The 21473-nt window shown below is 55.5% G+C and carries 16 protein-coding genes and 1 riboswitch; of the genes, 11 read left to right on the top strand and 5 right to left on the bottom strand.

The window, feature by feature from the left end; translation table 11 throughout:
* Window positions 1–2: 2 nt before the first annotated feature.
* Together ACTJKZ_RS20190 and metF are read left to right on the top strand one after the other, a co-directional pair.
* Window positions 3–2438: a bifunctional aspartate kinase/homoserine dehydrogenase II gene (locus ACTJKZ_RS20190; RefSeq protein ID WP_161733014.1), complete on the top strand. Its 2436-nt coding sequence runs from the start codon at window positions 3–5 to the stop codon at window positions 2436–2438.
* A 202-nt stretch (window positions 2439–2640) separates the two neighbouring features.
* Entirely contained in the window at window positions 2641–3540 is a 900-nt protein-coding gene (metF, locus tag ACTJKZ_RS20195; protein ID WP_440829986.1) for a methylenetetrahydrofolate reductase, read from the top strand.
* 95 nt (window positions 3541–3635) lie between these two features.
* Here metF and ppc read toward each other — a convergent pair whose 3' ends face one another.
* Together ppc and argE are read right to left on the bottom strand one after the other, a co-directional pair.
* On the bottom strand, window positions 3636–6287 hold the full coding sequence (ppc, locus tag ACTJKZ_RS20200) for a phosphoenolpyruvate carboxylase (RefSeq protein ID WP_440829987.1): 2652 nt from the start codon (window positions 6285–6287) through the stop codon (window positions 3636–3638).
* Between the two features lie 352 nt (window positions 6288–6639).
* Complete coding sequence (gene argE, locus ACTJKZ_RS20205; RefSeq protein ID WP_440829988.1) at window positions 6640–7788, bottom strand: acetylornithine deacetylase; 1149 nt, start codon at window positions 7786–7788, stop codon at window positions 6640–6642.
* A 167-nt stretch (window positions 7789–7955) separates the two neighbouring features.
* Between argE and argC the strand changes: the two genes are divergently transcribed.
* The 4 genes from argC to argH all read left to right on the top strand — a co-directional run bounded on the left by argC (window position 7956) and on the right by argH (window position 12457).
* A complete protein-coding gene (gene argC / locus ACTJKZ_RS20210) occupies window positions 7956–8960 on the top strand; it encodes an N-acetyl-gamma-glutamyl-phosphate reductase (protein ID WP_440829989.1) in 1005 nt (334 codons plus the stop codon).
* Window positions 8961–8974: 14 nt separating this feature from the next.
* Window positions 8975–9751 (top strand): acetylglutamate kinase, encoded by a 777-nt coding sequence (gene argB / locus ACTJKZ_RS20215; RefSeq protein ID WP_161733024.1) that lies wholly within the window; start codon window positions 8975–8977, stop codon window positions 9749–9751.
* Between the two features lie 24 nt (window positions 9752–9775).
* Window positions 9776–10993: an argininosuccinate synthase gene (locus ACTJKZ_RS20220; RefSeq protein ID WP_253420441.1), complete on the top strand. Its 1218-nt coding sequence runs from the start codon at window positions 9776–9778 to the stop codon at window positions 10991–10993.
* Window positions 10994–11083: 90 nt separating this feature from the next.
* Window positions 11084–12457: an argininosuccinate lyase gene (gene argH / locus ACTJKZ_RS20225; protein ID WP_222924845.1), complete on the top strand. Its 1374-nt coding sequence runs from the start codon at window positions 11084–11086 to the stop codon at window positions 12455–12457.
* Between the two features lie 118 nt (window positions 12458–12575).
* On the opposite strand, the gene ACTJKZ_RS20230 is transcribed toward argH, so the two are convergent.
* A complete protein-coding gene (locus tag ACTJKZ_RS20230) occupies window positions 12576–13310 on the bottom strand; it encodes a glutathione peroxidase (RefSeq protein ID WP_161733032.1) in 735 nt (244 codons plus the stop codon).
* Between the two features lie 124 nt (window positions 13311–13434).
* Here ACTJKZ_RS20230 and oxyR point away from each other — a divergent pair, with 124 nt between their 5' ends.
* Complete coding sequence (gene oxyR, locus ACTJKZ_RS20235) at window positions 13435–14352, top strand: DNA-binding transcriptional regulator OxyR (RefSeq protein WP_033734435.1); 918 nt, start codon at window positions 13435–13437, stop codon at window positions 14350–14352.
* On the opposite strand, the gene sthA is transcribed toward oxyR, so the two are convergent.
* A complete protein-coding gene (gene sthA, locus ACTJKZ_RS20240) occupies window positions 14335–15735 on the bottom strand; it encodes a Si-specific NAD(P)(+) transhydrogenase (RefSeq protein ID WP_013359450.1) in 1401 nt (466 codons plus the stop codon). The two genes, oxyR and sthA, sit on opposite strands and share 18 nt — an antisense overlap.
* A gap of 192 nt (window positions 15736–15927) precedes the next feature.
* Here sthA and fabR point away from each other — a divergent pair, with 192 nt between their 5' ends.
* Together fabR and ACTJKZ_RS20250 are read left to right on the top strand one after the other, a co-directional pair.
* Window positions 15928–16575 (top strand): HTH-type transcriptional repressor FabR, encoded by a 648-nt coding sequence (fabR, locus tag ACTJKZ_RS20245; RefSeq protein WP_013359449.1) that lies wholly within the window; start codon window positions 15928–15930, stop codon window positions 16573–16575.
* Between the two features lie 14 nt (window positions 16576–16589).
* Complete coding sequence (locus tag ACTJKZ_RS20250) at window positions 16590–16943, top strand: YijD family membrane protein (RefSeq protein WP_161733034.1); 354 nt, start codon at window positions 16590–16592, stop codon at window positions 16941–16943.
* Between the two features lie 40 nt (window positions 16944–16983).
* Here the strand turns inward: ACTJKZ_RS20250 and trmA are convergent, their stop codons facing one another.
* Window positions 16984–18087, bottom strand: a complete 1104-nt coding sequence (trmA, locus tag ACTJKZ_RS20255) for a tRNA (uridine(54)-C5)-methyltransferase TrmA (protein WP_222924846.1) — start codon at window positions 18085–18087, stop codon at window positions 16984–16986.
* 110 nt (window positions 18088–18197) lie between these two features.
* Window positions 18198–18380: riboswitch (cobalamin riboswitch) on the top strand.
* Window positions 18381–18450: 70 nt separating this feature from the next.
* On the opposite strand from trmA, the gene btuB reads away from it, so the two are divergent.
* Complete coding sequence (gene btuB / locus ACTJKZ_RS20260; RefSeq protein ID WP_440829990.1) at window positions 18451–20328, top strand: TonB-dependent vitamin B12 receptor BtuB; 1878 nt, start codon at window positions 18451–18453, stop codon at window positions 20326–20328.
* Window positions 20273–21124: a glutamate racemase gene (gene murI, locus ACTJKZ_RS20265; RefSeq protein WP_161733040.1), complete on the top strand. Its 852-nt coding sequence runs from the start codon at window positions 20273–20275 to the stop codon at window positions 21122–21124. The genes btuB and murI overlap by 56 nt, the downstream gene beginning before the upstream one ends.
* Window positions 21125–21473 lie beyond the last annotated feature (349 nt).

The raw sequence follows: 21473 nt of genomic DNA on the forward strand, positions 1-21473 counted from the left end.
GCATGACGATTTCAGCAGGCGCGGGAACGCCGAACATCAGGCAGTTGCACAAGTTTGGCGGCAGCAGCCTGGCCGATGCGCGCTGCTATCAGCGCGTTGCCAGCATTATGGCGGACTACAGCCAGCCGGGCGATCTGATGGTGGTCTCCGCGGCAGGTTCAACCACCAACCAGCTGATTAGCTGGCTGAAGCTGAGCCAGAACGATCGGCTCTCTGCGCATCAGGTGCAACAGGCTTTACGGCGCTACCAGAGCGAGCTAATCGGTGCGCTGCTGCCTGCTGAGATCGCCGAACCCTTAATCACTGCATTTATCCGCGATCTGGAAAAGCTGGCCGTACTGCTGGATGCGCCGATCACCGATGCGGTCTATGCCGACGTGGTCGGGCACGGTGAAATATGGTCGGCACGCCTGATGTCAGCGGTACTGAGCCAGCGTGATCTGCAGGCCTGCTGGCTGGATGCGCGTGAGTTTCTGCGTGCTGAACGTGCTGCTCAGCCGCAGGTGGATGAGGGTAAATCCTGGCCCCTGCTGCAGACTTTGCTGGCGCAGCATCCGCAAAAGCGCATCGTGGTAACAGGCTTTATCAGCCGCAACGATGCCGGTGAAACCGTCCTGCTTGGCCGCAACGGCTCCGACTATTCCGCCACGCAGATTGGCGCGCTGGCGGGTGTAGGACGCGTGACCATCTGGAGCGATGTCGCGGGCGTTTACAGCGCCGATCCCCGCAAAGTTTCTGATGCCTGTCTGCTGCCGCTGTTAAGGCTGGATGAAGCCAGTGAGCTGGCTCGCCTGGCTGCTCCGGTGCTGCATACCCGCACGCTGCAGCCGGTTTCTGGCAGCGATATCGACCTGCAACTGCGCTGCAGCTATCAGCCAGAGCAGGGCTCAACCCGCATCGAGCGTGTGCTGGCTTCGGGGACCGGGGCGCGCATCGTAACCAGCCACGATGATGTTTGCCTGATTGAGATTCAGCTGCCAGAGCAGCATGACTTCGCTATCCTGCACAAAGAGATCGATCTGCTGCTGAAGCGCGCGCAACTGCGCCCGCTGGCGTTTGGCGTCCATCCTGATCGTCAGCTGCTGCAACTCTGTTATACCTCCGAAGTGGTCAACAGCGCCTTCACGTTGCTACAGGACGCCGGTTTACCGGGTCATCTGCAGCTGCGCGACGGCCTGGCGCTGGTAGCGCTAGTGGGAGCAGGCGTTACCCGTAACCCGCTGCATACTCATCGCTTCTGGCAGCAGTTAAAAGATCAGCCTGTTGAATTCATCTGGCAGTCAGAAGATCACATCAGCGTGGTGGCGGTGCTGCGCGTCGGGCCGACCCAGCACCTGATTCAGGGACTGCATCAGTCACTGTTCCGCGCAGAAAAGCGCATCGGTCTGATGCTGTTTGGCAAAGGCAATATCGGTTCACGCTGGCTGGAACTGTTTGCCCGCGATCAGGAAACGCTGTCAGCGCGCACCGGCTTTGAATTTGTGCTGGCGGGCGTCGCGGACAGCAGCCGCAGCCTGCTGAGCTATGACGGGCTGGATGCCAGTCGTGCACTCGCCTTCTTTGATGATGAGGCGGTGGAGCGCGATGAAGAGTCGCTGTTCCTGTGGATGCGTGCTCACCCGTTCGATGACCTGGTGGTACTGGATGTCACGGCCAGTACACCCCTGGCGCAGCAGTATCTTGACTTTGCCAGCCACGGTTTTCATGTGATCAGCGCCAACAAGGTTGCGGGTGCGTCTGACAGCCAGACCTGGCGGCAGATTCGCGATGCCTTTACCAAAACCGGGCGTCACTGGCTCTATAACGCCACTGTTGGTGCTGGTCTGCCGATTAACTATACGGTGCGCGATCTGCGCGACAGCGGCGATACCATTCTGGCGATTAGCGGGATCTTCTCCGGTACGCTGTCGTGGCTGTTCCTGCAGTTTGATGGCACGGTGCCGTTTACCGAGCTGGTGGATCAGGCGTGGCAGCAGGGGTTAACCGAGCCTGATCCGCGCGCCGATCTCTCGGGTCAGGATGTGATGCGCAAACTGGTGATCCTTGCCCGTGAGGCGGGCTACAACATCGAGCCGGATCAGGTGCGGGTTGAATCGCTGGTGCCGAACAACTGTCAGCAGGGATCTGTGGACCACTTCTTTGAAAATGGCGAAGAGCTGAACGAGCAGATGCTGCAGCGGCTGGAAGCCGCGCGGGAGATGGACCTGGTGCTGCGCTACGTTGCCCGTTTTGATGCTAACGGCAAGGCGCGCGTAGGTGTTGAAGCGGTGCGACCGGAGCACCCGCTGGCCGCGCTGCTGCCGTGCGACAACGTCTTTGCCATTGAGAGCCGCTGGTATCGCGATAATCCGCTGGTGATCCGCGGGCCGGGCGCAGGCCGGGATGTCACCGCCGGCGCTATTCAGTCAGATATTAATCGCCTCGCACAACTGCTGTAATCCCTCCTCATCAGGCGCTTCGGCGCCTGTTTTCAAAGCGTTATCTCCTTCCTGTTGAAATCCCTTCATGTTGATTGAAAATTGATCACGTCAGTTGACCATTTTTACGTTGACGGCACACTGAGATTGCGTCATTTTGAACATCTGGACGTCTAAACGTGTAGATGTTTTCAGGCCGATTATTAATCAGTGAGGGTGCAGGATGAGTTTCTTTCATGCCAATCAGCGCGAAGCGCTAAACCAGAGTCTGGCTGAACTGAACGGGCAAATTAATGTGTCGTTTGAGTTCTTTCCGCCGCGCACCAGCGAAATGGAAGAGACTCTGTGGACCTCAATTGACCGCCTGAGCAGTCTGAAACCGAAATTCGTTTCTGTCACTTACGGTGCGAACTCAGGTGAACGTGATCGCACCCACAGCATTATCAAAGACATTAAAGATCGCAGCGGCCTGGAAGCCGCACCCCATCTGACCTGTGTTGATGCGACGCGCGATGAACTGCGCACCATCGCTCAGGATTACTGGAACAACGGCATCCGCCATATTGTGGCGCTGCGTGGCGATCTGCCGCCTGGCAGCGGCAAGCCAGAGATGTATGGCAGCGATCTGGTTTCGCTGCTGAAAGAGGTTGGCGATTTTGATATTTCCGTCGCCGCCTATCCGGAAGTCCATCCTGAAGCGAAAAGCGCCCAGGCCGACCTGATTAATCTCAAACGAAAAATCGATGCAGGCGCAAATCGGGCTATTACCCAGTTTTTCTTCGACGTCGAAAGCTATCTGCGTTTCCGCGATCGCTGTGTTGCCACCGGCATTGATGTGGAAATTGTGCCGGGTATCCTGCCGGTCTCTAACTTTAAGCAATTGCAACGCTTTGCCACGCTGACCAATGTGCGTTTGCCGGGCTGGATGAGCGCGATGTTTGCCGGTCTGGATGACGATCCGGAAACGCGCAAAATGGTGGGAGCGAATATCGCGATGGATATGGTGAAAATCCTGTCACGCGAAGGGGTGAAAGATTTCCATTTTTACACGCTGAACCGTGCCGAAATGAGTTACGCCATCTGCCACACGTTAGGGGTTCGTCCGGTTGCGGCGGCGGCTTAACCGCTCTGCCTGATCCCGTAAAAAAGTCGGGAAATTCCCGACTTTTCTATTGCTGCTCTCCGGCGGCGCGGAGTGGGGGCCGCGCCTGATCAGGATTAACCGGTATTGCGCATGCCTGCTGCGACACCCGCAATCGTCACCATCAGAGCCTGCTCAACGCGGGCATCCGGTTCTTCACCCCGCGCTTCCTGCGCACGGGAACGATGCAGCAGTTCTGCCTGGAGTACGTTGAGCGGATCGGTATAGACGTTACGCAGCGCAATCGACTCGGCAATCCACGGCTGGTCAGCCATCAGGTGCGAGTCGTTGGCGATGGTCAGTACCGCTTTAATATCGGCATCAAGCTGATCGCGTAGCTGTTTGCCCAGCGGCCAGAGTGATTTGTCGACCAGACGCTGATCGTAATATTCCGCCAGCCACAGGTCCGCTTTCGAGAACACCATCTCCAGCATGCCCAGACGGGTTGAGAAGAACGGCCAGTCGCGGCACATCGCTTCCAGCTGATCCTGATGACCGGCCGCCATCGCCTGCTGCAGGGCAGCACCGGCACCGAGCCAGGCAGGCAGCATCAGGCGGTTCTGCGTCCAGGCAAAAATCCACGGGATCGCACGTAGCGACTCCACGCCACCGGTAGGACGGCGTTTAGCCGGACGTGAGCCGAGCGGTAATTTACCCAGTTCCTGCTCCGGCGTCGCCGAACGGAAGTAGGGGACGAAGTCTGCATTTTCACGCACATACCCGCGATACATTGCGCAGGAGTCAGCAGAGAGCTGATCCATGATGTCGCGCCATTCGCGTTTTGGCTCCGGTGGTGGCATCAGGTTCGCTTCCAGAATCGCGCCGGTGTAGAGCGACAGGCTGGCGATCGTCACGGCTGGTAAACCATATTTAAAGCGGATCATCTCGCCCTGTTCGGTCACACGCAGACCGCCGCGCAGGCTGCCTGGCGGTTGTGACAGCAGCGCAGCATGGGCAGGTGCGCCGCCACGGCCAATGCTGCCGCCGCGTCCGTGGAACAGCGTCAGTGAAATCCCGGCTTTTTCGCAGGTTTTAATCAGCGCATCCTGTGCCTGATACTGCGCCCAGCTGGCGGCCATCACACCGGCATCTTTCGCCGAGTCAGAATAGCCAATCATCACCATCTGTTTGCCCTGAATAAAGCCGCGATACCAGTCGATGCTCAGTAACTGGCTCATCACGTCGTTTGCGTTGTTCAGGTCATCCAGTGTTTCAAACAGCGGTGCAACCGGCATCGCATAGCCGATACCTGCTTCTTTCAGCAGCAGATGCACGGCCAGCACGTCGGACGGGGTTTTCGCCATCGAAATAACATAAGCGGCGATAGAGCCTTGTGGCGCTTCAGCCGCAACGCGACAGGTCTCCAGCACTTCACGCGTCTCATCGCTGGGTTCCCAGCTGCGTGGCAGCAATGGGCGTTTGGAGTTCAGTTCACGGATCAGGAAGGCCTGTTTGTCTGCTTCGGACCAGCTTTCATAATCGCCGAGGCCCAGGTAACGGGTGACTTCAGCAATCGCCTCTGTATGGCGGGTACTTTCCTGACGCAGATCGATACGCACCAGCGGCACGCCGAAGCATTTCACGCGGCGCAGCGTATCGAGCAACTGACCGTTGGCAATAATGCCCATGCCGCACTGTTGCAGTGACTGATAGATGGCATACAACGGGTCCCACAGCTGATCGTTTGAGACCAGCAAATCGGCCGGACGCGGCAGACGCTCACCTTTCAGGCGGCGTTCCAGGAATGACTGGGTAGACATTAACTGGCTGCGCAGGCGTTTCAGGATTACGCGATAAGGTTCCAGCGCTTCCGGATCGCCGCTGAGCTCGCGGATCTCTTCGCTGCACTCGGACATCGACAACTCGGAAATCAATACGCCGATATCACGCAGGAACAGGTCTGTGGCTTTCCAGCGGCTTAGCTGCATCACATGGCGGGTGATCGATGCCGTGACGTTCGGGTTACCGTCGCGGTCGCCACCCATCCAGGAGGTGAACTGAACCGGCACGAAATCGACCGGCAGCTTAATGCCAAAGGCCTCTTCGACCTGCTCATTCAGCTCACGCAGGAAGGCAGGAACGCCTTCCCACAGGCTGTTTTCCACGACGGCGAAGCCCCATTTGGCTTCGTCGACAGGGGTCGGACGATATTTACGGATCTCATCGGTGTGCCACGCCTGTGCCACCAGCTGACGCAGACGGCGCATAATCTGGTTACGCTCGTAGTCGGAGACGTCGCTGTGGTCGAGCTGTTTCAGACAGCTGTTCACTTCAACCAGCTTGTGAATCAGCGTACGGCGGGTGATTTCGGTCGGGTGCGCAGTCAGCACCAGCTCCAGCGACAGCGACTCAATGGCCGCCAGAATGTCGGTTTCGCTGATATCTTTCTGCTGCTTCAGGGTATCAAAGGTCTTTTTCAGAAGTTCAGGATGGTTCTCACCTTCGCCGTTCTGCGAGATGGTCTGATACTGCTCAGCTACGTTGGTGAGGTTCAGAAACTGGCTGAATGCGCGTGCAACCGGCAGAAGCTCCTCGTTGGAGAGGTTCTGCAGCGTATTGAGCAGCTCTTTACGATGAGTATCATTGCCTGCACGGGATGACTTGGAGAGCTTACGGATGGTTTCCACCTGGTCGAGGATGTTCTCTCCCAGTGCATCCTTAATCGTATCCCCGAGCAGTTTGCCGAGCATACTGACATTACTTCGCATTGCGGAATATTGTTCGTTCATTGGACCCTGACACCCTTATCGTCTTTAAAAACTTCTACACCCGACCTTTCAGGCAGCAAAAAATCAGCAACATCGTGTTCCCGATACTCTAAAGGTAACCGGCTCCGTTGCCGCCTGTCCGCATTCTGAAACGTTCTGGATAATCACCCGGTGGGCATAACATCGTCTTTTATCTAGCCACGTAATGTTGCGTTCGTCAAATGCGTTAAAGTGCGCTGAAGATGGCGCTAACTAACGGAAATTCACAGAATTTATCGGGAAGGAAGCGGGATAAGTTATTCTTATTGTTAATTCCCGCAGAATGAGGGGGCATTTTGCTGTTAATACAGTGAAATGCCCCATTTACTGTCAATCAGTGACAAAAATGCTGCACAACCTGACTGATAAGCGCCCGGGTCGGCTTAATAAATGCCGTATCGATAAATTCATCTGGCTGGTGTGCCTGATTAATCGAACCTGGACCCAGGACCAGCGTCGGGCAGAGCTGTTGAATAAACGGCGCTTCGGTGCAGTAGTTCACCACCTCGGTTGGCGTACCCAGCAATTTCTCTACCACGCTCACTAACTCATGGTTTGCCGGACACTCATAGCCCGGAATCGGCGGATGCAGTTCGGCCACCGTGACACGGCCCGGCCAGCGTGCACTCACGGGTGCCAGCGCCTCGTTCAGTAACCCATCCAGATCGCTCAGCGACAGGCCTGGCAGCGGACGGATATCCATATGCAGTTCACAGCAGGCGCAAATACGGTTAGCGGCGTCGCCGCCATGAATATGGCCGAAATTCATGGTGGGATAGGGAATAGCAAAGCCGTCATGGTGATAACGCTCCTGCAGCGTGTGACGCAGTTGCATCAGATGGGTGATCGACTCATGCATCAGTTCAATGGCATTGACGCCACGCGCCGGATCGCTGGAATGGCCCGATTTCCCTTCAATACGAATCACGTTGGACAGATGGCCCTTGTGCGCGCGCACCGGTTTCAGCGAGGTCGGTTCACCGATGATGGCGCAGTCGGGACGCAGTTGCGTTGATTCCGAAAAATATTTGGCACCCGCCATGGTGGTCTCTTCATCGGCTGTGGCGAGGATATAGAGCGGCTTACTCAGTGTCCTGACATCCACATCGCGCAGCGTATCGAGAATAAAGGCGAAGAAGCCTTTCATGTCTGCCGTGCCCAGACCATAGAGCTTGTTGTCGTGCTCGGTCAGGGTAAAGGGATCGCGCGTCCAGCGGCCATCGTCAAAGGGAACGGTATCCGTATGACCCGCTAACAGCAGGCCGCCCGCTCCGTTGCCGGTTCGCGCCAGCATGTTAAATTTATTGCGGGTGCCGGGCACCGGTTGCACTTCAACGCTGAAGCCAAGGTCGCGGAACCAGCCGGCCAGCAAATTGATTAAAGTTTCATTACTCTGATCCAGTGCGGCATCGGTTGCACTGATCGACGGTGTGGCGATTAACTGGCTGTACAGTTCAATAAAAGGCGGTAATTTTGTCTTCACTGTTGGCGGTCCTTGGGTTAGGATGTATCCATATTCATGCAGTAATAGTGAATAAAAATACATTAACGTCCTCTGCAAGGGAACCTTAAATCACTGCAGATGACAGGGTGGGTAACGGGGCAAGGCCGCGACCCGGAACGTGCGACTGTAAAAAGGGTTACAGCCTGATGTTGAATACGCTGATCGTTGGTGCCAGTGGTTATGCTGGTGTTGAGCTTGCCACCTTCCTGAATCGCCATCCACATATCAACATAACCGCTTTGGCGGTTTCGGCGCAAAGCCCTGATGCCGGCAAGCGCCTGTCCGATCTCAATCCGCAGCTGAAAGGCGTGGTGGATTTACCACTGCAGCCGCTGAGCAGCGCGGAGGAGTGGGCAGACAAAGTGGATGTCGTGTTCCTGGCGACGGCCCACGAAGTCAGCCACGACCTGGCCCCGGAATTTCTCAAGGCTGGCTGTGTGGTATTCGACCTGTCGGGTGCGTTCCGCGTTAACGACGCTGATTTTTACACCCGTTTCTACGGTTTCACGCATCAGCATGGCGACTGGCTCGATAAAGCCGTTTACGGCCTGGCGGAATATCAGCATGAGAAAATTCAGCAGGCGCAGCTGGTGGCGGTACCCGGTTGCTACCCGACCGCGGCTCAGCTGGCACTGAAACCTCTGGTGGATGTGGGACTGTTAAACGATGCGCAGTGGCCGGTTATTAACGCCACCAGCGGCGTGAGCGGTGCCGGACGTAAAGCCAGTGTCGGGACCAGCTTCTGCGAAGTGAGCCTGCAGCCTTACGGTCTGTTTAATCATCGTCACCACCCGGAAATTGTCGCGCACCTCGGTACGCCAGTGATCTTTACACCGCACCTGGGGAGCTTCCCGCGCGGTATCCTGGCGACCATCACCTGCCGTCTGAAAGCGGGTGTCAGCCGCGAAGATATCGCTGCCGTCTTCCATCGTGCCTATGACGACAAGCCGCTGGTGCGCCTCTACGATAAGGGCGTACCGGCGCTGAAAGCCGTTGTCGGCCTGCCTTACTGCGATATCGGTTTTGAAGTGCAGGACGAACATCTGATTGTTGTAGCAGCCGAAGATAATCTGCTGAAAGGGGCGGCATCGCAGGCAGTACAGTGCCTGAACATCCGGTTCGGCTTCCCTGAAACGCAGTCACTGATTTAACGGATAACTAAACCATGACTAATCCATTGATTATTAAGCTGGGCGGTGTGCTGTTAGACAGCGAAGAAGCGCTGGCGCGCTTGTTTGAAGCACTGCTTAACTATCGTAGCGCTCATCAGCGTCCGCTGATCATCGTCCACGGCGGCGGCTGCCTGGTGGATGAGCTGATGAAAAAGCTGGCGCTGCCGGTGATGAAGAAAAATGGCCTGCGCGTCACCCCGGCCGATCAGATTGACATTATTACCGGTGCGCTGGCGGGAACCGCGAATAAAACGCTGCTGGCCTGGGCGAAAAAATCGGGCATCAACGCGGTCGGCCTCTGCCTGGGCGATGCGGGCATCGTCAATGTCGCCCCGTTTGATGAAGAACTCGGCCATGTTGGCCATGCAATGCCGGGAGATCCGGCCTTGCTGAACACCCTGCTGGCGGCCGGTTATATGCCGGTGGTGAGCTCCATTGGCATTACTGACAGCGGCGACCTGATGAACGTCAACGCTGACCAGGCGGCGACCGCACTGGCCTCAACGCTGGGCGCCGATCTGGTTCTGTTGTCAGACGTCAGTGGTATTCTCGACGGCAAAGGTCAGCGCATCGAAGAGATGACCGCCGACAAAGCTGAGCAGCTGATTACCCAGGGCATTATTACTGACGGCATGATTGTTAAAGTGCACGCTGCGCTTGATGCGGCGCGTACGCTGGGCCGTCCGGTGGATATTGCCAGCTGGCGTCACGCTGAGCGGCTGCCTGACCTGTTTAACGGCGTGTCTATTGGCACCCGGATTCTCGCTTAACGACTCTGATTCAAGGATTACGAAATGCAAACGCAAAACATCAAAAAAATCGTTCTGGCTTACTCCGGTGGTCTTGATACGTCAGCCATTATTCCATGGCTGAAAGAGAACTACGGCGGCTGTGAAGTGGTCGCTTTCGTAGCGGACATCGGTCAGGAGCGCGGCGATCTGGAAGGTGTAGAGAAGAAAGCCCTGCAGTCCGGCGCATCTGAATGCCACGTGGTTGACCTGCGTGAAGAGTTTATCAGCGACTACGTCTATCCGGTGCTGCAGACCGGTGCGCTGTATGAAGGCACCTATCTGCTGGGCACCTCAATGGCGCGTCCTATCATCGCTAAAGCCCAGGTTGAGCTGGCGCTGAAAGTGGGCGCAGATGCGCTGTGTCACGGCGCAACCGGTAAAGGGAATGACCAGGTGCGTTTCGAAACCACCTACACCGCGCTGGCACCGCAGCTCAAAGTGGTGGCACCGTGGCGTGAATGGAACCTGCGTTCACGTGAAGCGCTGCTGGACTACCTGAAAGAGCGCAACATCCCGACCACCGCGTCGCTGGAAAAAATCTACAGCCGTGACGAAAACGCCTGGCACATCTCCACCGAAGGCGGCGTGCTGGAAAGCCCGGCCAATGCACCGAATAAAGATTGCTGGGTCTGGACTGTCGATCCGCTGGACGCCCCTGACCAGCCTGAAGAAGTGACCGTAACCGTGGAAAAAGGTCGGGTTGTGGCGGTTAACGGCGAAAAACTGAGTCCGTTCCAGTGTCTGGAAAAACTCAACGTGCTGGGCGCAAAGCATGGCGTTGGCCGTATCGATATCGTTGAAAACCGTCTGGTGGGCATTAAATCCCGCGGCTGCTACGAAACCCCGGGCGGCACCATCATGGTGAATGCGCTGCGTGCGGTTGAGCAGCTGGTGCTGGATCGCGATAGCTTCAAATGGCGTGAGCAGCTGGGTCACGAGATGTCTTACGTGGTTTATGACGGCCGCTGGTTCGCACCGCTGCGTAAGTCAATTCAGGCTGCTGCTGAATCGCTGGCGGAAGACGTTAACGGTGAAGTGGTGCTGCAGCTTTATAAAGGCCAGGCGACAGCCACCCAGAAGCGTTCCGCGAACAGCCTCTACTCAGAAGAGTTCGCCACCTTTGGTGAAGATGAGGTCTACGATCACCGTCATGCGGGCGGCTTTATCCGTCTGTTCTCGCTCTCTTCGCGTATCCGCGCCCTGAACGAGCAGAAGAAGTAATTTTCAGGCGGGGTGCGCCTCGCCTCACAGTTTTCATTCAGGGGCGGCATTTATGCCGCCTCTTGTTTAACGATTCAGAGGAGTTTTCACATGGCACTTTGGGGTGGACGGTTTACTCAGGCAGCGGATCAGCGTTTTAAACAGTTCAATGACTCGCTGCGCTTCGATTACCGCCTGGCTGAGCAGGACATCATTGGCTCTGTTGCCTGGTCCAAAGCGCTGGTGACGGTCAATGTTCTGACTCAGGATGAGCAGCAGCAGCTGGAAGCAGCGCTGAATGCGTTACTGGATGACGTGCGTGAGAATCCTGAACAGATCCTGCAGAGCGACGCCGAAGATATCCACAGCTGGGTTGAAGGCAAGCTGATCGACAAAGTCGGTGCGCTGGGTAAAAAGCTGCATACCGGCCGTAGCCGTAACGATCAGGTCGCGACCGATCTGAAACTGTGGTGCAAGGTGCAGATTGAGGCGCTGCTGGGAGCCACGCGTGATCTTCAGCAGGCACTGGTGGTCACCGCGGAAGTGAATCAGGATGCGGTGATGCCTGGCTACACCCACCTGCAGCGTGCGCAGCCGGTGACATTTGCGCACTGGTGTCTGGCCTACGTTGAAATGCTGGCGCGTGACGAGAGCCGTCTGCAGGATACCCTGAAGCGGCTTGATGTCAGCCCGCTGGGCTGTGGCGCTCTGGCTGGTACCGCTTACGAGATCGATCGTCAGCAACTGGCTGGCTGGCTGGGCTTTGCTTCTGCAACGCGCAATAGTCTGGATACGGTATCAGATCGCGATCACGTGCTGGAGCTGCTGTCTGATGCGGCCATTGGCATGGTGCATCTGTCGCGTTTTGCTGAAGATATGATCTTCTTCAATACCGGCGAAGCGGGCTTTATTGAGCTGTCAGATAAAGTCACTTCTGGCTCATCGCTGATGCCGCAGAAGAAAAACCCGGATGCGCTGGAGCTGATTCGCGGCAAGTGTGGTCGGGTGCAGGGCGCACTGACCGGCATGATGATGACGCTGAAAGGTTTGCCACTTGCCTACAACAAAGATATGCAGGAAGACAAAGAGGGGCTGTTTGACGCGCTCGACACCTGGCTCGACTGTCTGCATATGTCCGTACTGGTGCTGGATGGCCTGCAGGTTAAGCGTCCGCGCTGCCAGGAAGCGGCGGAACAGGGTTACGCAAACTCCACCGAACTGGCTGACTATCTGGTCGCTAAAGGTGTGCCATTCCGTGAAGCACACCATATCGTCGGGGAAGTGGTGGTTGCTGCCATCGGGCAGGGCGTGGCGCTGGAAGCGTTGTCGCTGGCGCAGTTGCAGCAGTTCAGCTCGGTGATTGGCGAGGATGTTTATCCGATTCTGGCGCTACAATCCTGTCTGGATAAGCGTAATGCGCAGGGCGGTGTCTCGCCACAGCAGGTTGCGCGTGCCATCGGTGATGCTAAGCAGCGTCTGGCGTGATTAGCGGGTAAAAAAAGCGGGCACATTAAATGCCCGCCAACCTCTAGCTTCAGAATTACTACTTTTTTATAGGCACATCATCAAAGCGCCCGCTCTCCCAGCCGACGCTCAGATTCTCTTACGCTGACAGCAAATATTGTTGCAGATCCTCACTGCCGCCAATGTGACGACCGCCCATGAAGATCTGCGGCACCGTCGCCCGGCCTGATACGGCACGCAAACTTACGGTTGTCGCATCCTGCCCCAGCACAATTTCTTCGTACTGAATACCGTGATCCATCAGCATCTGTTTTGCCTGAGTGCAGAAGGTGCAGCCAGGTTTAGTGAATATGGAGACCGACTCCTGGGCTTTACACTCCGGCGCCAGATAGCGCAGCATGGTGTCAGCATCGGAGACCTCAAACGGGTCACCAGGTTTGTTCGGCTCAACGAACATTTTCTCGACCATGCCGTTACGCACCAGCATCGAGTAACGCCATGAACGCGGGCCAAAACCGAGATCGGCTTTCTCAACCAGCATCTCCATGCCACGCGTGAACTCGCCGTTGCCATCGGGAATAAAAGTAATGTTGTCTGCGCGCTGTTCGGCTTTCCAGGCGTTCATCACAAAGGTGTCATTCACTGAAACGCACAGAATGCTGTCCACCCCATGTTGGGCAAACAGACCCGCTAATTCGTTGTAACGCGGCAGATGGCTGGAGGAGCAGGTGGGTGTAAAGGCTCCCGGCAGTGAAAAAACGATCACCGTTTTGTCTTTAAACAGCGCTTCTGTGGTGACATCAACCCAGCGATCGCCCTGACGTGTGTGAAAAGTGACTGACGGAATAGCGTTACCTTCCTGACTTGCAAACATTTTTTGCTCCTGACCTGCCGCGTTCCATTTGATGCGCGCATTATTCCCAACCACCCTTGATAGGGCCAATCGTTCATTGCTATTCTATCTATCGCCACGGGCTATCGTGGTTTGGAGGGTAATAATGAATATTCGTGATCTTGAATATCTGGTTTCGCTTGCTGAACACCGTCATTTCCGCCGTGCCGCGGATGCGTGTCATGTCAGTCAGCCAACATTAAGCGGGCAGATCCGTAAGCTGGAAGATGAGCTGGGTGTGATGCTGCTGGAGCGCACCAGCCGCAAAGTGCTGTTCACACAGGCAGGTCTGCTGCTGGTGGATCAGGCGCGAACGGTACTGCGTGAAGTGAAAGTGCTGAAAGAGATGGCCAGTCAGCAAGGGGAAGCGATGTCAGGTCCGCTGCATATCGGCCTTATTCCGACCACCGCGCCCTATTTATTGCCACAGATTATCCCTACGCTGCACCAGACATTCCCGAAACTGGAGATGTACCTGCACGAAGCGCAGACGCAACAGTTGTTGTCTCAGCTCGACAGCGGCAAGCTGGACTGCGCGATTATCGCGCTGGTCAAAGAGAGTCAGGCTTTTATCGAAGTGCCGTTATTTGATGAGCCGATGAAGCTGGCAGTCTATGCCGATCATCCGTGGTGCGACCGCGATCGCGTACCGATGTCTGATCTGGCTGGCGAGAAGTTGCTGATGCTGGAAGACGGGCACTGTCTGCGTGACCAGGCGATGGGTTTCTGCTTTGAGGCGGGTGCGGATGAAGATACCCACTTCCGCGCAACCAGTCTTGAGACGCTGCGCAATATGGTGGCGGCTGGCAGCGGGATTACGCTGTTACCGGCGCTTGCCGTCCCGCCGGAACGCGTCCGCGATGGCGTCTGCTATCTTCCCTGCTACAAACCGGTGCCACAGCGTACAATTGCGCTGGTCTATCGCCCGGGGTCACCTCTGCGCAGCCGTTATGAACAGCTGGCAGAGGCGATTAAAACCCACATGGCGCACTATTTCGACGCTGCCTTAAAACAGGCGGTTTAAGCCGTTTAACGCGGCAACGCGATAGGCTTCAGCCATGGTCGGATAATTAAAGGTGGTATTCACGAAGTACTCAATCGTGTTACCACCATTTTTTTGCTCCATGATCGCCTGACCGATGTGAATAATCTCGGCGGCACGCTCACCAAAACAGTGGATCCCCAGAATCTCTTTCGTTTCGCGATGGAACAGAATTTTCAGGCTGCCAACGTTCATGCCGACGATCTGCGCCCGCGCCAGATGTTTGAACTGCGCGCGGCCCACTTCGTAAGGCACCTTCATGGCCGTCAGCTGCTGCTCGGTTTTACCTACAGAGCTGATTTCCGGAATGGTGTAGATGCCGGTCGGGATATCTTCAATCAGGTGCGCTGACGCTTCTCCTTTGATAATCGCCTGCGCGGCAATACGGCCCTGATCGTAGGCAGCAGAGGCCAGGCTGGGATAGCCAATCACGTCACCCACGGCATAGATGTGTGGCTGAGCGGTCTGATACATGCTGTTCACTTTCAGCAGGCCACGACCATCCGCTTCCAGACCGACATTTTCCAGCGACAGCGAATCAGTGTTACCGGTACGGCCATTGGCGTAAAGCAGACAGTCTGCTTTCACTTTCTTGCCGGACTTCAGATGCATGATCACGCCATCTTCCACGCCTTCGATCTTCTCAAACTCTTCGTTGTGACGAATGACTACGCCGCTGTTCCAGAAGTGGTAAGAGAGGGAGTCAGACATCTCCTGATCAAGGAATGCCAGCAGGCGATCGCGGGTGTTAATCAGATCAACTTTGACGTTCAGGCCACGGAAAATGGACGCATATTCACAGCCAATTACACCCGCGCCATAAATAATGACGTGACCTGGTTCGTGGTGCAGGTTGAGGATAGAGTCAGAGTCATAAACGCGGGGGTGGGTAAAGTCGACATCGTCAGGATGGTAAGGTCGTGAACCGCAGGCGATAACAAACTTCTCTGCCGTCAGCGTCTCACGCGTGCCATCAGGTTGCTCAATCTCAATGGTATTAGCATCAACAAAATGCGCATCACCCTGATAAAGTTCACAGCGGTTACGCTCGTAGAAGCCCTGACGCATGGCTGTCTGCTGGCTGATAACATTTTCTGTGTGATTGAGAATGTCGGCAAAAGAGGAGCGAAGCAGTCGGGTATGATCGCTGTAGAGTGGGTTCTGGTTAAATTCAATAATGCGACTGACGGCGTGGCGAAGGGCTTTAGAAGGGATGGTGCCCCAGTGCGTACAACCGCCGCCGATGTTGTGGTAGCGTTCGATCACGGCGATGCGCGCTCCCTGTTTTACCAGCCCCATCGCCGCCCCTTCACCGCCGGGCCCTGAGCCAATCACAATGGCATCGTAATCGTAAGACTTTTGCATACCGATACGTCCTATTATTTATACATTTTTACAACGAGATTCTAACATCTCGTCGCGCACTTCTGAATTCTATCAGCGATTTTCATCACATTTTGACAAAGAGTGAGGTTCACAGGCGGTGACAAAGATTGCCAATCTGTACGCTGAAAATTTTGTTATAGTGCCCACTCATTACCGCTAAAGGCAGAGAGCATGGGCGTCAGAGCGCAACAAAAAGAACGTACACGGCGTACACTGATTGAAGCAGCTTTCAGTCAGCTCAGCGCCGAACGCAGTTTTACCAGTCTGAGTTTGCGGGAAGTTGCCCGTGAAGCGGGGATAGCACCCACCTCTTTTTATCGTCATTTTAAGGATGTTGATGAGCTTGGTCTGACGATGGTGGATGAAAGCGGGCTGATGCTGCGACAGCTGATGCGTCAGGCGCGCCAGCGTATCGCCAAAGGCGGCAGCATCATTAAAACGTCGGTGGCGACCTTTATGGAGTTCATCGGCAACAATCCCAACGCTTTCCGCCTGTTACTGCGTGAACGTTCCGGTACCTCCGCCGCTTTTCGTGCCGCCGTGGCGCGTGAAATTCAGCACTTTATCGCTGAACTGGCCGATTATCTTGAGGTCGAAAATCGCATGCCGCGTAGTTTTACCGAAGCGCAGGCGGAAGCGATGGTGACCATTGTTTTCAGCGCCGGTGCAGAAGCACTGGATGTTGATGCTGAGCAGCGACGGAAGCTTGAGGATCGGCTGGTACTGCAGCTGCGTATGATCGCCAAAGGCGCTTATTACTGGTATCGCCGTGAGCAGGAACGACTGGCAGTTACCCTGGAAAAACCCGAAGAGCAATGAGTAAGGATCCGTCCATGACCCAACCAGGTATTCGCGATAAAAGCACTCTGGCACTGGCTTTTATTACCGGCTTAGCGATTAACGGCTCGTTTTCTGTGCTGTTCAGCGCTTTTGTTCCCTTTTCGATTTTTCCGCTGATTGCGCTGGGTCTGGCGGCCTGGTGTCTGCATCAGCGTTACCTCAACACCAACATGCCGGACGGCATGCCAGGTCTGGCGGCGGCGTTTTTCCTGCTGGGGATTCTGGTGTATAGCGCGCTGGTGCGGGCGGAATACCCGGACATTGGATCTAACTTTGTTCCCACCGTTCTGATGGTGGCGCTGGTGTTCTGGATTGCGACGCGATTTAAGCGCAAGCGCAATCAGTAGTTATGAATGAAAACGGGAACCTCAGGGTTCCCGTTTTTGTTTACGCTTTACGCGTCAGCAAAACGCCGCATTCCATATGGTGGGTATAGGGGAACTGATCAAACAGCGCCAGCCGCGTTACCTCATGCGTTTCTGACAGCGTCTGCAGATTGTCGCTCAGAGTTTGCGGGTTACAGGAGATGTAAAGGATGCGCGGGTACGCCTGCACCATTTTCACCGTCTCTTCATCCAGTCCGCTGCGCGGCGGATCGACAAAAATTGTCTCGCATTCGTAGCTGGTCAGGTCAATCCCTTCCAGACGATTAAAGCTGCGTACGCCATTCATCGCCTGCGTAAACTCTTCCGCTGCCATGCGAATAATCTGCACGTTATCAATCTGGTTCACTGCAATGTTGTATTGCGCCGAGGCAACAGAGGGTTTGGCGATTTCAGTCGCCAGCACGCGGCGGAAATTGCGCGCCAGTGCCAGTGAGAAGTTACCATTGCCGCAATAAAGCTCCAGCAGATCACCCTGTGAATCCTGCGTCACATCCAGCGCCCACTCCAGCATCTGAATATTCATCGCCGCATTGGGCTGGGTAAAACTGTTCTCGACCTGACGATAGATAATCTCACGACCCGCCACCGGCAGACGCTCGTCTACATAGTCGCGATCCAGACAGATTTTGGTTTTGGTCGCACGGCCAATCAGCTGCACATCCAGCCCTTCAGCGCGCAGCTGGTCACGCAGCGCCGCCGCTGCCTGCTGCCACTCATCATCCAGCTTGCGGTGATAGAGCAGTGAAATCACAATCTGATTGCTCAGGGTCGACAGATAGTCGATCTGAAACAGTTTATGGCGCAGGGTGCGGTTATCACGGATCGCGGCGATCATCTTTGGCATCAGCTGGTTGATCAGCTGGCTGGCCGCCGGGAACTGATCAACACGGATCCGCTCGCGTGTCTGCTGATCAAAGATGATGTGATAGATATCATCGCCGTCGTGCCACAGGCGAAATTCGGCGCGCATCCGATAGTGGCTGACCGGCGAACGGAACACCTCCACGTCGGGCGCAGCAAACGGCGTCATCATCGTCTCTAAACGACTGACTTTTTCCGCCAGCTGTGCGTCATACTCTTCAATGGGGAGATGTTCGGGTGTCATGAGCAATCCTGATTAATAGCTTACCAGCGGGCGATTGTAGGCATTCACTTGCTGATGTCCAGTCCTGCAGCGAGAAGATATTTAGCAGTCTGGACTTCCGTATCTCCACTCCGTAGACTGCAGACGCCGGCCTCAAGCCCGAGTTAATAGGGAATCCAGTGTGAATCTGGAGCTGACGCGCAGCGGTAAGGAATGTCGTGATGAGTGCAATTGCAGACACTGTCCTCTGGGATGGGAAGTCATCATCACTTATGGTTCCCAGCCCGAAGACCTGCCGGTGTAACGTCGCTACTCGTTCAATCATCGCGTTCTATTGATTGTCGGCCCGCGGCATCCTGCTTCGTCTTATGGATGCGATTAAAAATGACTAAAAAAACCGCATCGCTGTTCGCGCTGAGCGCAACGGCGATTTCCCTCTGGGCGCAAAACGGTTTTGCGCAGGGAAATGATGATACGCAAATCGTTACCGCCAACCGTTTTGCAGAACCCGTTTCAGGTGTGCTGGCACCGACCACCGTCGTCACGCGTGATGAGATTGATCGCTGGCAGGCCAAAAGCCTGACGGATGTGATGCGGCGTCTGCCTGGTGTCGATGTCGCGCAGAATGGTGGATTGGGGCAGCAAAGTTCACTGTTTATCCGGGGAACCGAGTCCCGACATGTGCTGATCCTGATTAATGGTATCCGGCTTAATCAGGCGGGCATCAGCGGTTCGTCTGATCTCAGCCAGATCCCTCTGTCGCTGGTGCAGCGCATCGAATATGTTCGCGGCTCGCGGTCTGCGGTTTACGGTTCTGATGCGATTGGCGGCGTGGTGAATATCATTACGGGTCGATCGCAACCCGGCACCACGCTGACGGCGGGCGTCGGGTCCAGCGGCTATCAATCGTATGACGGGTCAACCCAGCAGATGCTGGGCGACGCAACAAAGCTTACCCTGGCTGGCAACTACACCTATACCAAAGGGTATGATGTGGTGGCGGGCTACCCCAATGACTATGGTCCGGCACAGCACGATCGCGACGGCTTCATGAGTAAAACTCTGTATGGCAACCTTGAGCATCAGTTCAGCGATGAGCTCAGTGGTTTTGTGCGCGGCTACGGGTTTGATAACCGCACCGCCTACGACGGTTCATATACCTACGATAATAATTCCAATATTATCGGGCTGGCGGATACCCGTCAGCTCTACAGCCAGACCTGGGACACCGGGTTACGCTTCAACCGTGACATTTACTCTACTCAGCTCATCGCCAGTTACGGTCATACCAAAGACATTAACTACGATCCGCGCAATGGTCGCTATGGCGCTGCATCCACCTTTGATGATGTCACCCAGTACAATCTGCAGTGGGGCAACACCGTGCAGGTGGGGCAGGGGGCGATCAGCGCCGGTGTCGACTGGCAGAAAGAGACGACCGAGCCTGGCACGAACTATTTATCAGAGGGCTATGAGCAGCGAAATACCGGTCTCTACCTGACTGGCCAGCAGCAGTTTGGCAGCGTTACCCTTGAAGGTGCGGTACGCAGTGATGACAACAATCAGTTCGGCTGGCATAACACCTGGCAGACGGCAGTGTCATGGGAGTTTATCTCCGGCTATCGCGCGTTCGCCTCTTATGGCACTGCTTTTAAAGCACCGAATCTGTCGCAGGTTTACAGTCCGTTTTATGGTAATCGTGACCTCGATCCGGAAAAAAGTAAGCAGTGGGAAGGCGGCTTTGAAGGGCTGAGCGGACCGGTGAACTGGCGTGTGTCGGGCTATCGCAACGACATCGATAATCTGATTGATAGTGATCCGGCGACTTTCCGTTACTACAACATTAAGCAGGCCCGCATTAAAGGCGTTGAAGCCACCGCCGGATTTGATACCGGGCCGCTGGCGCATCTGCTCTCCTATGATTATGTTGATGCGCGGGATGGCAGCACCGATCAGCCGCTTGTTCGCCGGGCTAAGCAGCAGGTGAACTATCAGCTCGACTGGACGCTGTATGAGTTTGACTGGTCAATCACCTACCATTATCTGGGGGACCGTTATGATACCGACTTTAACAGTTCGCCCAGCCGACGCGTGAAGCTAGGGGGAGTGAGCCTGTGGGATCTCGCTGTCTCATATCCGGTCACTTCACAACTCACGGTTCGTGGTAGAATTGCCAACCTGTTCGATAAAGATTACGAGACAGTGTATGGCTATCAGACTCCAGGACGAGAGTATTACCTCAGCGGCAGCTACAACTTCTGATTTGCGCCCTACCGTGCTGGTGTTTGATTCCGGCGTCGGTGGGCTTTCTGTCTATGATGAGGTCCGTCAGCTGTTGCCGGACCTGCATTATCTCTATGCCTTCGATAACGCAGGCTTCCCTTACGGTGAGAAAAGCGAAACCTTCATCGTGGAGCGGGTGGTCGCTATCGTTGAGGCTATTACGCAGCGCTATCCTCTCTCATTGGTCATCATCGCCTGTAATACGGCCAGCACGGTTTCATTACCCGCTTTACGTGAACGCTTTGCATTTCCTGTCGTAGGAGTGGTGCCGGCAATTAAACCGGCCGCGCGCCTGACGCGTAATGGCGTTGTGGGATTACTGGCTACGCGGGCTACGGTGCGCCGTCCTTATACGCATGAGCTGGTGGCGCAGTTTGCGGGTTCCTGCAATATCGAGATGCTGGGTTCGGCCGAGCTGGTAGAGCTGGCAGAAGCGAAGCTCCACGGTGAGGAAGTGTCACTGGATGAGGTACGCCGGATTGTTCAGCCGTGGCTGAGGATGGCTGAGCCACCGGATACGGTCGTTTTAGGCTGTACACACTTTCCTTTACTGCGCGAAGAGCTGCAGCAGGTGTTGCCTGAAGGGACGCGTCTGATTGATTCCGGTGCGGCAATTGCCCGACGTACCGTCTGGCTGCTTGAGCATGAAGCGCCTGAGGTGCACTCCTCGCAGCAGAATGTTGCATTCTGTACGGCGCTGGATGGCGAAGCAGTACAATTATCACCCGTTTTGCAGCGTTATGGCTTCCCGTTGCTCGAAAAACTGGCGCTTTAGCGGCTTTTAGCTGAAAAAATCAGCACTCGGAATTTTATTTGAAATTAGCACTTGTCAGCCTCCGAGAACTCCCTATAATGCGCCTCCACTGACACGGCACAACGGCTTACGAAGCGCCGGGTTGAGTAGGTTCGAAATCATACGAACCAGTGAGTTAAGCGAAAATAAATGCTTGACTGACAATGCGGAAAGCGTAATATACGCAGCCCGCGCCGCAGTAAATCGCGGCATGCTCTTTAACAATTTATCAGACAATCTGTGTGGGCACTCGCAGGATTGATATCAGCGTCTTTGGACGCACAAAAATATCAAAGCCTCACGAGTGAACACATAATGAAATTCATTATGA

It is taken from the genome of Pantoea sp. 22096 (assembly GCF_052045955.1).
GTDB lineage: Bacteria > Pseudomonadota > Gammaproteobacteria > Enterobacterales > Enterobacteriaceae > Pantoea > Pantoea alfalfae.

Coding starts and splice junctions, on each gene's coding strand:
- ACTJKZ_RS20220 (WP_253420441.1), top strand. CDS start 9,776: ATGCAAACGCAAAACATCAAAAAAATCGTTCTGGCTTACTCCGGTGGT.
- ppc (WP_440829987.1), bottom strand. CDS start 6,287: ATGAACGAACAATATTCCGCAATGCGAAGTAATGTCAGTATGCTCGGC.
- argC (WP_440829989.1), top strand. CDS start 7,956: ATGTTGAATACGCTGATCGTTGGTGCCAGTGGTTATGCTGGTGTTGAG.
- murI (WP_161733040.1), top strand. CDS start 20,273: ATGGCTATCAGACTCCAGGACGAGAGTATTACCTCAGCGGCAGCTACA.
- oxyR (WP_033734435.1), top strand. CDS start 13,435: ATGAATATTCGTGATCTTGAATATCTGGTTTCGCTTGCTGAACACCGT.
- sthA (WP_013359450.1), bottom strand. CDS start 15,735: ATGCAAAAGTCTTACGATTACGATGCCATTGTGATTGGCTCAGGGCCC.
- argB (WP_161733024.1), top strand. CDS start 8,975: ATGACTAATCCATTGATTATTAAGCTGGGCGGTGTGCTGTTAGACAGC.
- fabR (WP_013359449.1), top strand. CDS start 15,928: ATGGGCGTCAGAGCGCAACAAAAAGAACGTACACGGCGTACACTGATT.
- argH (WP_222924845.1), top strand. CDS start 11,084: ATGGCACTTTGGGGTGGACGGTTTACTCAGGCAGCGGATCAGCGTTTT.
- ACTJKZ_RS20230 (WP_161733032.1), bottom strand. CDS start 13,310: ATGTTTGCAAGTCAGGAAGGTAACGCTATTCCGTCAGTCACTTTTCAC.
- ACTJKZ_RS20190 (WP_161733014.1), top strand. CDS start 3: ATGACGATTTCAGCAGGCGCGGGAACGCCGAACATCAGGCAGTTGCAC.
- trmA (WP_222924846.1), bottom strand. CDS start 18,087: ATGACACCCGAACATCTCCCCATTGAAGAGTATGACGCACAGCTGGCG.
- btuB (WP_440829990.1), top strand. CDS start 18,451: ATGACTAAAAAAACCGCATCGCTGTTCGCGCTGAGCGCAACGGCGATT.
- metF (WP_440829986.1), top strand. CDS start 2,641: ATGAGTTTCTTTCATGCCAATCAGCGCGAAGCGCTAAACCAGAGTCTG.
- ACTJKZ_RS20250 (WP_161733034.1), top strand. CDS start 16,590: ATGACCCAACCAGGTATTCGCGATAAAAGCACTCTGGCACTGGCTTTT.